This is a genomic window from Peribacillus sp. TH16 (assembly GCF_016651095.1).
GTDB classification, from domain to species: domain Bacteria; phylum Bacillota; class Bacilli; order Bacillales; family DSM-1321; genus Peribacillus; species Peribacillus butanolivorans.
In genome coordinates this window covers 2,524,172-2,535,937 of the sequence record NZ_JAEKEM010000009.1, presented here as the reverse complement: position 1 = coordinate 2,535,937, position 11,766 = coordinate 2,524,172, and the positions used below count along the sequence as shown (strand labels likewise).

Annotated in this window: 13 protein-coding genes; 9 read left to right on the top strand and 4 right to left on the bottom strand. The window is 40.0% G+C overall.

Going from position 1 to position 11,766, the window contains the following annotated elements; genetic code table 11:
- Positions 1-190 precede the first annotated feature (190 nt).
- Positions 191-1,291: a DUF4097 family beta strand repeat-containing protein gene (locus JFV29_RS26370; protein ID WP_057216271.1), complete on the top strand. Its 1,101-nt coding sequence runs from the start codon at positions 191-193 to the stop codon at positions 1,289-1,291.
- A gap of 41 nt (positions 1,292-1,332) precedes the next feature.
- Here the strand turns inward: JFV29_RS26370 and JFV29_RS26365 are convergent, their stop codons facing one another.
- The gene (locus JFV29_RS26365) at positions 1,333-2,007 is read right to left on the bottom strand and encodes an N-acetylmuramoyl-L-alanine amidase (RefSeq protein WP_201187349.1); all 675 of its coding nucleotides are present in this window, start codon (positions 2,005-2,007) and stop codon (positions 1,333-1,335) included.
- 184 nt (positions 2,008-2,191) lie between these two features.
- Between JFV29_RS26365 and hprK the strand changes: the two genes are divergently transcribed.
- The 5 genes from hprK to JFV29_RS26340 are packed head-to-tail and all read left to right on the top strand — an operon-like array spanning position 2,192 to position 6,116.
- Positions 2,192-3,127, top strand: a complete 936-nt coding sequence (gene hprK, locus JFV29_RS26360) for an HPr(Ser) kinase/phosphatase (protein WP_201187347.1) — start codon at positions 2,192-2,194, stop codon at positions 3,125-3,127.
- 31 nt (positions 3,128-3,158) lie between these two features.
- Positions 3,159-3,971 (top strand): prolipoprotein diacylglyceryl transferase, encoded by an 813-nt coding sequence (lgt, locus tag JFV29_RS26355; protein WP_201187345.1) that lies wholly within the window; start codon positions 3,159-3,161, stop codon positions 3,969-3,971.
- 27 nt (positions 3,972-3,998) lie between these two features.
- Positions 3,999-4,943 (top strand): nucleoside recognition domain-containing protein, encoded by a 945-nt coding sequence (locus JFV29_RS26350; RefSeq protein WP_201187343.1) that lies wholly within the window; start codon positions 3,999-4,001, stop codon positions 4,941-4,943.
- Positions 4,933-5,601, top strand: coding sequence for a pyrophosphatase PpaX (ppaX, locus tag JFV29_RS26345; protein WP_201187341.1), 669 nt, complete (start codon positions 4,933-4,935; stop codon positions 5,599-5,601). The genes JFV29_RS26350 and ppaX overlap by 11 nt, the downstream gene beginning before the upstream one ends.
- A complete protein-coding gene (locus JFV29_RS26340; RefSeq protein ID WP_201187338.1) occupies positions 5,598-6,116 on the top strand; it encodes an acyltransferase in 519 nt (172 codons plus the stop codon). Before ppaX ends, JFV29_RS26340 begins: the two co-directional genes overlap by 4 nt.
- Positions 6,117-6,152: 36 nt before the next feature.
- Here the strand turns inward: JFV29_RS26340 and JFV29_RS30050 are convergent, their stop codons facing one another.
- From JFV29_RS30050 to JFV29_RS26330, 3 genes are all read right to left on the bottom strand, one after another.
- Entirely contained in the window at positions 6,153-6,296 is a 144-nt protein-coding gene (locus JFV29_RS30050) for a hypothetical protein (protein WP_201222658.1), read from the bottom strand.
- A 65-nt stretch (positions 6,297-6,361) separates the two neighbouring features.
- The gene (locus JFV29_RS26335; RefSeq protein WP_056524485.1) at positions 6,362-6,997 is read right to left on the bottom strand and encodes a class D sortase; all 636 of its coding nucleotides are present in this window, start codon (positions 6,995-6,997) and stop codon (positions 6,362-6,364) included.
- A gap of 1 nt (position 6,998) precedes the next feature.
- Positions 6,999-8,069, bottom strand: coding sequence for a processed acidic surface protein (locus JFV29_RS26330; protein ID WP_201187336.1), 1,071 nt, complete (start codon positions 8,067-8,069; stop codon positions 6,999-7,001).
- A 494-nt stretch (positions 8,070-8,563) separates the two neighbouring features.
- On the opposite strand from JFV29_RS26330, the gene JFV29_RS26325 reads away from it, so the two are divergent.
- From JFV29_RS26325 to hisD, 3 genes are read left to right on the top strand one after another with little or no spacing between them, the layout of a single operon-like run.
- On the top strand, positions 8,564-9,748 hold the full coding sequence (locus JFV29_RS26325; protein ID WP_201187333.1) for an ATP phosphoribosyltransferase regulatory subunit: 1,185 nt from the start codon (positions 8,564-8,566) through the stop codon (positions 9,746-9,748).
- Positions 9,741-10,370, top strand: a complete 630-nt coding sequence (hisG, locus tag JFV29_RS26320) for an ATP phosphoribosyltransferase (protein WP_053348866.1) — start codon at positions 9,741-9,743, stop codon at positions 10,368-10,370. Before JFV29_RS26325 ends, hisG begins: the two co-directional genes overlap by 8 nt.
- Positions 10,371-10,397: 27 nt before the next feature.
- Positions 10,398-11,678 carry a histidinol dehydrogenase gene (gene hisD / locus JFV29_RS26315; RefSeq protein ID WP_201187330.1) on the top strand — a complete coding sequence of 427 codons (1,281 nt, stop codon included), beginning with the start codon at positions 10,398-10,400 and terminating at the stop codon, positions 11,676-11,678.
- Positions 11,679-11,766 lie beyond the last annotated feature (88 nt).

Here is an 11,766-nt window from a genome sequence, read left to right as displayed (position 1 = left end):
CAGCGTCAATTTAATTAATCATTTGATTAAAACCCATGAAAGCTAGATATTTCCGGGGAAATTCCACTTTGCTCTTTTCGAAAATTGTCGCAGCACCTTGTCGAGAAATGGGAATTAGTGTATTTATGAAACTTTTTAGATTTCTAGGCGTATGTATGAATAAAATGATTTAAGAAAGCGAGGAATGTTCATGCAGGAAGAAAGAAAGAAAATTTTAGAGATGATTCAAGATGGAAAGTTGACTGCGGTAGAAGCAATGAGTCTTTTGGAAGACTTAGAAAAAGCTAGTCAGGAAAGTGAAGCGAAAGAGCAGAAACTACAAAATGAATTATCAACCGTAGTCGTGGATAAGAAAAGCGAGGACAATACTCAGGACACGTTCAAGAAGAATATTCAGTCATCAAAGGAAAAGATTATTGATTTTGTTGAAAGTGCTTTTAAGAAGATTAAAGAAACCGATCTTGATTTCAACTTTGGAAAATCAGTTGATGTCAGTCATATTTTCCAGCATGATTATGAGGTTCTGAATGGAGTCGATATAGATATAGCCAATGGGAAAATAAAAATTGCTACTTGGGATCATAAGGATGTACGGGTTGAATGTCAGGCAAAGGTATACAGGGTGGAGGATATCGAAGAAGCGAGAAAAAACTTTTTAGAGGATGTTCACTTCTCGATTGAAGAAGGGAAAATGAGGTTTAAGGTTTTCGAAAAATCCATTAAAGTCGATGCAGTTTTGTACATTCCTCGGAAGGAATATGAGGACATTCAGGTAAGGTTGTTTAACGGTGCTATAACCGCCGAATCATTGGAATCCAATAAACTCAAAGCAAAAACAGCCAATGGTGCGATTCATATTTTACAGGGTAATGGTGAGTCGTGCGAGCTCGAAACAGGTAATGGAACGATCACCATTTCAGATACAAATTATAATGACTTGGAAGCTGAAACCTTAAACGGTGCTATTAATGCGGATGGTTATTTCAAAAAAATAGATGTGCAAACTTTTAATGGTGAAATTGTCTGCAAAAACTCCGAGCTAGATTGCGACTCTATACATGCTAAATCGATTACCGGAAAAGTCCAGCTGATCCTGCCGCCAGGAAAGGCAATCGAGGGAGAGTTGAAATCTAATTTAGGAGGTTTTAACGTAAGCTTGGAAGGGATGACCATCATCGAAGAAAAGAGTGATGTGGTTCAAAAGGTCCTTAAGTTTAAGACTGCTAAAGAGGAAGTTCCTGTGCTTCATGTATTTGCAGAAACCAAGACTGCAGCGATAACAGTTTCCTAGTGAAAATGAAAGCCCACCAGTTCAAATTGGGGGGCTTTCATTTATTTTTGTACGCTAATGATTGCTTTGTAACCATCTTTGGCTAACCTTTTGACAAGAGCCTCTGCATTTTTCTTTTCTGTAAAGGCACCTATTTGAACTTTATACATAATGGGGTTTACATCAGCTTGGAGGTTATAGTAGGCGAGGATGCTTTTAGCAATAGATTCTCCGCATTTTTTCCGGTACGCCGTAGTTTTTAAAAGAGATGCTTCTTTTTGATTGGTCATAAACCCGCATTCGACTAAAATGGCCGGACATCTTGTTTCGCGTAAAACCTGGAAATTGGCGGTTTTTACCCCTCTATTTTTTAACTGAGTAGCTTTAACAAGTTCGCTTTGGACCTTTTCAGCTATGGAAAGTGACTCTTTCGGTCTCGAGAGATAAATGAACGTTTCAATTCCATTTGCCTCATGCCAACTTCCAGAACCAAAGGCGTTTGCATGAATGGAGATATATAAGTCAGCTCCGAGTGAAATGGCTCTGTTTATACGTTCCTTAAGTGGAACATCTCGCCCGTCTTCATGAACAAAATGAACGGTGACTGCTTTTGATTTTTCTAAATAGAACTTCGTAAATTCAGCCGTTTCCCTATTGAATTCATATTCCTTCATACCCTCAGGAGATTGTTTGCCGGGAGTATTATACCCATGCCCTGCATCAATAATGATTTTCATGTAATTCTTTCCTTTCCAAAAATACTTTATCCATTATTATAATCAAACGAGTGGAATAAAAAGTAGCATGTTCATCAGAAAAAAAGAATAAATCGATAATGCTTTGTTTGGTTATTAACAGAAAAATGCTAAAATAGAAAAAGTATCGCTAAAAATAGTATCGCTCCAAAAGGAGGAAAGATATATGGCAAAAGTCCGTACAAAAGATATAGTTGAAGCATTCGGTCTAGAACTTATCAGCGGAGAAGAAGGAATTAATCGCCCAATTGTCACTAGTGACTTATCTCGTCCAGGACTTGAAATAGCTGGTTTTTTTGATTATTATCCTGCGGATCGAGTACAGCTCTTAGGTATGACGGAGATGTCGTTTTTTAATCGACTGAATGAGCCGGATCGAATACAGAGGATGGAAGAACTATGTAGGGACTTTACACCAGGCATTATCATTACGCGTGGTCAGGAAGTGCCAATAGAGTTGATTGAAGCATCTGAGCGGGAGTCCGTTCCTGTGATGAGATCTAATATGAAGACTACAAGGTTGTACAGCCGTCTGACCAACTTCCTTGAAAGTAGACTAGCACCAACTACAGCCGTTCATGGTGTATTAGTAGATATCTATGGCTTAGGTGTATTGATTACTGGAAAAAGCGGGGTCGGTAAAAGTGAGACAGCGCTTGAATTAGTGAAACGGGGCCATCGACTTGTTGCAGATGACTGTGTAGAAATCCGTCAGGAAGATCAGGATACGTTAGTCGGGAATGCTCCTGATTTAATTGAACATCTTCTTGAAATCCGAGGGTTAGGAATCATTAATGTAATGACGCTATTTGGGGCTGGTGCTGTCCGGAGCAATAAAAAAATCTCGATAGTCATTAATCTTGAACTATGGGAAAAAAATAAGCAATATGACCGAGTTGGTCTTGATGAAGAAAAAATGAAAATAATTGATACGGAAGTTACGAAAATAACTGTACCTGTCCGCCCCGGACGAAATTTAGCTGTTATTATTGAAGTGGCAGCCATGAACTATCGTCTAAAACGGATGGGAGTAAATGCTGCAGAACAATTTTCAGATCGTTTGAATCATGCAATTGCAGAACCGGATCATGATGAATTTTAATGAATAGGTATATAGGAAAAGAGGGGACGAAATGGAACAAGCTATACAGCCGCTGAATCCGATTGCAATTGATCTCGGGCCAATCCAGATACATTGGTATGGTCTAATTATCGGTTTCGGAGTGTTACTAGGTCTTATTATTGCTTTAAGGGAATCTGAGCGCAGAGGTCTTGATAAAGAAATATTTACAGATATGATATTGTTTGCTGTTCCAATTGCGATTATTAGTGCACGTATTTATTATGTCATCTTCCAGTGGGAGTACTATTCACAAAATCCTGGGGATATCATTAAGATATGGAATGGTGGAATTGCAATCCACGGTGCGTTAATCGGTTCGGTACTGACCGCGATAGTCTTTGCTAAGGTGAAGAAAGTCTCGTTCTGGAAGTTGGCTGATATCGCTGCACCGAGTTTATTGTTAGGTCAAGCAATTGGCCGTTGGGGTAATTTTATGAATCAGGAAGCGCATGGAGGAGAAATAACAAGATCGTTCTTGGAAAATATGCATCTGCCTGAATTCATTATTAACCAAATGTACATAAATGGAACGTATTATCATCCAACCTTTTTGTACGAATCGCTTTGGAATATTATCGGTGTAATTATTCTTCTAAGTTTACGTAAAGTGAACCTGCGTAGGGGCGAGCTATTTTTAACGTATGTATTCTGGTATTCTATTGGCCGTTTTTACATTGAAGGACTACGGACAGATAGCTTGATGTTAACGGAGTCACTACGTATCGCACAAGTGATTTCCATTGTGTTAATCGCTGTTGCTATTGCATTAGTGATCTTTAGAAGGGTCCGTGGATATGCCGAGAAAAGATATTTAGATGCTTAGAGAATATGTGTAAAGGGAGAGGGCATAGTGATAGTAGATTCAGTTAAAAAGGGGCTCCTTTCTGGCTTGAATACAACTTGGTCATTGGGAAAAGTGATTTTTCCAGTTGCGTTGATTGTTACCGTGCTTCAATATACACCTGTATTGCCATGGATCATTAACTTGATAGCACCATTGATGAATCTCATCGGCCTTCCTGGTGACGCAGCAATCCCGCTTGTTCTAGGGAATTTTTTGAACTTATATGCAGCGATTGCAGGCATATTAACGCTAGACCTGACTGTGAAAGAGGTATTTATTATCGCAATGATGTTATCTTTTTCACATAATTTATTAATTGAATCAGGTGTGGCGATGAAAACTGGTGTCAAGTTGTGGATCATTTTAACTGTACGGATTGGACTGGCGCTTTTGTCTGCGGTTGTCATCAATCTCGTTTGGCAGGGCGGATCGGAAATGGCACAAGGAATTGCTATCCGGGAGACAGCCGAGATTACAGGGGTTGGTGCCATCCTTTTACATGGGGTTATGCAAGCTCTTTCCGGAATAGCCCAACTGGCGGTTATCGTCATCCCGCTTATGGTCGCCGTTCAAATCATGAAAGATTTAAAATGGCTAGAAGCTTTCTCAAAAGCTCTTGCTCCTTTTATGAGAGTTTTAGGGATGAAGCCAAATGCCTCTATGCCATTTGTAACAGGGTTGACGCTTGGTCTTGCATATGGGGCAGGTGTAATGATTCAAGCAGCGAAAGAAGATAATGTCTCGAAGAAGGATATGACGATTGCATTTATCTTTTTAGTTGCTTGTCATGCTGTTATAGAGGATACACTAATTTTTATTCCACTGGGGATTCCGGTTTTGCCGTTATTACTTATCAGATTAATCACCGCTATTGTGCTTACTATGGTGGTCGCTTATATTTGGAATCGGACTGACAGTGTGCAGAGGAAGGAAGCCGTATATGAACAGTAACATAACTACATTATTATTTGACCTTGATGGAACGTTAATCAATACTATTGAATTGATTATCGACTCTTTTACAAAAACTTTAGATCATTATTGTCCGGGACAGTTCAAGCGGGAGGATATTATTCCATTTATCGGCCCGACTTTGGTTGATACGTTTTCGTCTATAGATCCGGAACGTATAGATGAAATGATCGCTTTCTATCGGGAGCACAATTGGAAGAATCATGATTTACTTGTGACACAGTATGACGGTGTGTTTGAAACAATTCAAACTTTGATGCAGAGTGGCTATAAATTGGCGGTCGTTACGACGAAGAGACGTGATGTCGTCGAAAAAGGTCTGCGTTTAAGCAAACTTGACCAATTCTTTGAAGTCGTGGTCACTCTGGATGATGTGGAAAAAGCCAAGCCGGATCCAGAGCCGCTGGTAAAAGCGTTAAACCAACTCGGTTCGGTTCCTGAAGAGGCAATCATGGTTGGAGACAGTTATCATGATATTCTTGGCGGGAAAAATACTGGTACCAAAACAGCGGGGGTCGCGTGGTCGATTAGAGGACGTGAATTTTTAGAAAGCTATCATCCTGACTATATGCTAGAGCAAATGGCTGACTTACTGAATATCATAGAGATTGAAAAGCATACAGAGGTTAGAAAATGAGACGCACGACCCGCTATCCGGTAGAAGGGGCTAATTCACTTTGGCATGTGTATAAGACCGTACCATTCTGGAAAGTCGTGAAGAACTTTGTGGTGATTCAGTTAGCGCGTTATACACCGTTTTTAGGCATGAAGAATTGGCTTTACAGGACTTTTTTACATATGAAAGTTGGAAAGCATACTTCATTCGCCTTGATGGTCATGCCGGATGTGATGTTTCCAGAAAAAATATCTGTGGGGAAAAATACTGTCATCGGCTATAATACGACGATTCTTGCTCATGAATATTTAATTAATGAATATCGGTTAGGAGAAGTCGTGATTGGAGACGAAGTATTGATTGGAGCCAACTCAACTATTCTCCCAGGACTTACAATTGGAAATGGATCGATTGTCTCTGCTGGTACACTAGTCCATAAAGATGTTCCCGAGGGAGCTTTTGTCGGAGGAAATCCAATGAAAATCATTTATACAAAAGAGGAAATGCTGAATCGGGAACAGCAAAATTCTTTATGAAAATAAGGACTTACCATTCTATGTGGCAAGTCCTTTTTAATGTAATTTGGGGTATAGTGAAGTCAATTCATTCTTTATTTGGCCGATGAATTCGTCAATCGATATATTCTCTTCGTTAGTTGTAGTATCATACGTATTTTTTAATATTTGAAAAAACTTATCCTGAGCTTTTTTATCCATTTTGAATTTGTCCTCCTACCCTTTTTTTATGGAGAGAGGGCTGCAAAAGCATGCAGCCCTCATTTTTAATTGTCTATTTCCGATTTAAGTAAATCAGCGATCAGTACATACCTTTCAGGTGCATTACCAATATATGAGAATGGGTAGCAGGTTGTTACAGTAAGTGTGGATTTAGGCTTGGGAACAATCACCGTACGGTCATCAGCATCAACGATACGGACCTTCCTCACTTTATAGGTAAACGTGCCAGCTTCTGTTTTGGTAATAAGCAAGTCACCTTTTCCAACTTCACCAAGCTTTCTGAAAATGGTATCTCGATGTCCAGATAAAACGGAATTATCCATCTCACCTGGTAGGACCGACTCAGCGAAATGACCGACACCCTTTTCAAGTTCATCTTCATTCGTTCCATGGTAGATCGGAAGTGTTGCCTCAAGCTTTGGAATATAAAGCTCACCTATTAAATCACCTGTTTCCGGTCGTGTATCATATAGTTCATCCTCGTCCGGAGTATCAGCCTTTGTTTCTGGGTGTTTAGCTGTTGCCTCAGTTGTTTCAGACTTATTCCATTTATATATGGCATATCCTTTTAACAGTGTATAAGCGTTCGTCGTTGTAAAATAAAAACCCACGATCAAAAAGCAGGCCGCAGTGGCAATCAACCATCTTTTTTTGTGCTTAGAATGCCTATTTTCGCTCATTTTACTTAACGAGTCTCGCTTTTCTAAATAATCCAAATGCAAAGGCTATCATGATTAAACCGATTAATGAACCGAATAGGTAATTGCCAGCTGTTTTAGGCATCACTCCGCCTTTTACAGTTTTATGTGTGGGTTTCTTCTTTATTTTTTTTACATTCACCACTTTAGATTTTACATCCACCACTTTAGATATGACCTCAGTAGACTGTTTTAGGTCATTACCGGTTTCTTTTACTAAATTGGAACCAATCATTTCACCTGTCAATTTAAAATCTAGTAAAAGGTTGCCGCTTAAATCATAGATTGAAACTAGTAAACTAGCATTCGTCAATTCATCAAGCTTGAATAATGCTTCAAGGGATAGGTTTGTGGTGACACCGTCCTGTATTAAGGCAAATTTGAATTGAATTTGTAGCAAGTTTTGCAAATCATTATAAATAGAAAGCAATTCCGCTACTTGTTCCGCAGACAATTCATCAATTGTTTCAAAATATTCGAATTGGTCCATCCTATCGGAAATCGCCATTAGACGATCTTCAAAAGCTGGGTCCTCGACGATGGGTAAAAGGTGGTTCATGAATCTTTCAAGCTCTTCGTCTGTAAGACCGATCTCAGTAAAGAGTCCATCCATTAAATCGAGCATCTCTTCCTCATCATATTCCATGTCTTCCTCATCATAATCCATTTCTAAATTAATTAGATCTTCAATGTCATAAATGAAGTGGAAGGTATCGATAATGGATTCTCCTTCTTCAAGTTCGCCGTATTCAATTAATAAGTCCGTAAGTTCTTCTTCGGTCATTTCATATTCATTAAGCAGATTCTGTAAAGTCTCTGGAGTGACAGTCGGTCCCAACGTATCACGCAGCTCTGCTACCGATTCTAACTCATCTAATGTCAAGTCGTAGTATGCTAAATAATCTTCCAGTTCAACTTGTGTCATTCTTATTTCAGTCAGATATGCTTTAAGCTCATCCTGGTTAATCATAGTTGCGGCAAAGCTCTTTGTTCCGCTAAAACCAAGCGAAAAAAGAACGACACATGCAACAAAAAACGAAAAAATTCTCTTCAATCTCATTTCCCCCTAAAATAAAATAATACCAATCTCCTAAAAAGTATAAGACAGCCTGAACAAAAGGTATACATCAATAACAAAGATTGACTGAAGATAGGTATATGGGTCTGGGAAATAGGATCTGACCCTTTGCTTTTTATTCCAAAACCTTGCTGCTGTAAGTATCAGTAACCGTTATTTATTATGGGAAATAGGGTCAGGCACCTTTTTCTTGACGGGAGATAGGGGCAGGAGTAAACTATTAATAACTTCATCTTGTTACCATATTAGCGAACTAAAGTGATTTAATAGATAATTTCGAGTATTTATATGATTATGTTATTTTTTTTGATACTATTTTATATGTTAGCCCAGTGGGTTTTAAGAGTTTTATCTTGGAAAGATAATTGTATATACAAAAATGAGTACTTGTAATGACATTGGTTTTTGCTTAAAGGCGGACCGATTGGAAATATATATAAAGTAACCATTATTCAAAAGGATGTGCAGTCGTGACTAAGCCATTTATGTTTGAGAAACCGTTAGGCATGAGAGATACACTGCCGGTGCTGTATGAAACGAAAGCCTCGGTCCGAAATAAAATGAGTGATGAAATCAAGAAGTGGGGTTATCAATTTATTGAAACGCCTACTTTGGAATATTATGAAACAATTGGTGAAGCTTCAGCTATTTTGGATCAGCAGTTGTTTAAACTGCTTGATTCTCAGGGCCATACGCTTGTACTTCGACCGGATATGACAGCCCCTATTGCACGAGTTGCGGCATCCAAACTGCTAAAACAGCAAATACCGCTTCGCCTTGCCTATTCAGCAAATGTGTACCGCGCTCAGCAGCGTGAAGGCGGCCGACCAGCAGAATTCGAACAGATAGGTATTGAATGTATCGGAAATAAGTCCATCTGTGCCGACGCTGAAATGATTGCGTTACTGGCAGATGTTTTAAAGGCATCCGGACTTCAGGAATTTAAGATTTCCATTGGTCATATCGGATTTTTACAGGAATTTTTCGTGAGCATTCTAGGTACGGAAGAAAGAGCCTCTGTATTAAGGAAGTTTTTATATGAGAAGAATTATGTAGGTTTTAGGGAGCATGTAAAATCACTGCCGCTTTCATCTATTGATAAACAAAGGCTCATCGAGTTTATTTCATTAAGAGGTAGTGAAGACACGCTGACAAAAGCTTTGGATTTAGTTGAAAACAACAAAGGACAAGATTCTTTAGGTGAACTGAAGGAATTATCTGCGCAGTTGAAAGAATTTGGCGTGGCTCAATATGTGAGCTTTGATTTAACATTAGTCAGCCATATGAGCTATTACACAGGAACTTTATTTGAGGTGTATGCAGATCAAGTAGGTTCACCAATCGGTAATGGTGGCCGCTACGATAACCTGCTTGAAAAATTCGGCTGGAATGCTTCTGCTACGGGTTTTGCCATCCGTGTGGATCGTCTTGCTGAAGCACTTGGGGAACCTATGCAGCCTGTTGCGCCGGAATGTATTTTATTCACTCCCGAACGCAGAATGGAAGCACTTGATTTTGCAAAATCAAAACGATCTGAAGGAAAACGGGTGACGATTCAAGATATCACGGTCGTTCAAAATGTTGATGCGTTTACAAGAACATTTTCGGAAGTGCATTTATTTGTGGGGAATGGAGGGAATGGAAAAGATGAATAATAGCTTTTTAACAATTGCGATGCCTAAAGGGAGAATCTTTGAAGAAGCGGCAGAGCTATTAAGAAAGGCCGGTTTCCGTCTACCTCCTGAGTTTGATGATTCCCGGAAATTAATTCTTGAAGTAGAAGAGGAGAATCTACGTTTCATTTTAGCTAAACCGATGGATGTTGTAACCTATGTGGAACACGGTGTAGCGGACATTGGAATTGCAGGTAAGGATGTTATGTTAGAGGAAGAACGAGATGTATATGAGTTACTTGATTTGAAAATCAGTGCCTGCTACTTAGCTGTTGCTGGTCTTCCTGGTACGAAAATTAGCGATATCGCGCCCAAAATAGCCAGTAAATATCCAAATGTAGCCTCTAGTTATTTCCGTGAACAGGGAGAGCAAGTCGAAATTATTAAATTGAACGGATCTATTGAGTTAGCTCCTTTAATTGGCTTAGCTGAACGAATTGTGGATATCGTTTCAACGGGACAGACGTTGAAGGAAAACGGTCTTGTTGAATATGCGAAAATTGCTGATGTGACTTCAAGGTTGGTGGCAAACCCTGTCAGCTACAGGATAAAAGAAGCAAGGATTACTGAAATTGTGGATCGCTTAGCAGAAATTATAGAATAGTAAAAGAATCGCTAATGAGGTGAGCGTATGAAAATTGAACGGTTAGCAGAAGGAATTTCACTGAAGCGCTCTGTTGATGCAGGTACGGCTGATCAACGAAAAGCGGTTCAGGATATTATTTATGATGTAAGAAAAAGCGGAAACGTCGCTTTACATAATTATACTGAGCGTTTTGATGGTGTAAGTCTTGAGGAATTACTCGTTTCCGAACAGGAAATTGAAGAAGCAACAGCAGCATTAACAGTAGAGCAGCTTGCAATAATCCAAGAAGCGGCAGATAATATTCGATTGTTTCACGAGAAACAAATTCGCAATTCATGGATTACCACTGATGATACGGGAACAATGCTTGGACAAAAATTAACACCTCTTGATGCGGTTGGAGTGTATGTCCCAGGTGGCACAGCAGCATACCCTTCATCTGTACTGATGAACACAATGCCGGCTAAAGCTGCAGGGGTGGAACGAATCGTTATGGTATCTCCTCCAGGAAAAGATGGAAAATTAACGCCAGCGGTTTTAGCTGCAGCGAAAATTGCAGGAGTGACAGAAATCTATAAGGTTGGAGGCGCTCAGGCTATAGCGGCTCTTGCTTATGGGACAGAAACAATTGTGAAAGTTGATAAAATAGTAGGTCCAGGAAATATTTATGTGGCGTTAGCAAAGCGGGAAGTATTCGGGGACGTTGCCATCGATATGATTGCCGGGCCTAGCGAAATAGCCGTGTTAGCTGACGATTCCGCAATTGCTTCAGAAGTGGCAGCGGACTTGCTATCACAGGCAGAGCATGATGCCCGTGCTTGCAGTGTTCTGGTGACGACTTCAATGGAGCTGGCTGAAGAAGTGTCAGCGGAAGTGAACAAGCAGGTAGCGTTACTTCCACGCCGTGATATTGCAGCTGCATCCATTAACGATTATGGACGGATTGTTGTATGCGAAAATATGGTGGAAGCTGTTGGGGCCATCAATGAACTGGCACCAGAGCATTTAGAAATTGTGACATATAATTCACTCGAAGTAATGGCTAAAATTCGCCATGCAGGGGCCATCTTTATTGGTCGCTTTAGTTCGGAGCCAGTCGGTGATTATTTTGCAGGCCCAAACCATGTGTTGCCTACTAATGGGACGGCCCGCTTTTCCAGCCCGCTGAATGTGGATGATTTCCAAAAGAAGTCCAGCATCATCATGTACAGCGAAACCGCCTTCCGTCAAAATGCGGAGAAAATCGCTGCCTTTGCCCGCATGGAAGGCCTCGAAGCCCATGCCCGTGCAATCGAATCTCGCGGTGCGAATAAACTTGGGAAATAGGGCCTGACCCCTGAAAATAATACGGAAAACATTGATATAAAAGTATTTGTAATGCATTTTTGCATCTGGGAAATGGGGTCCGACCCCA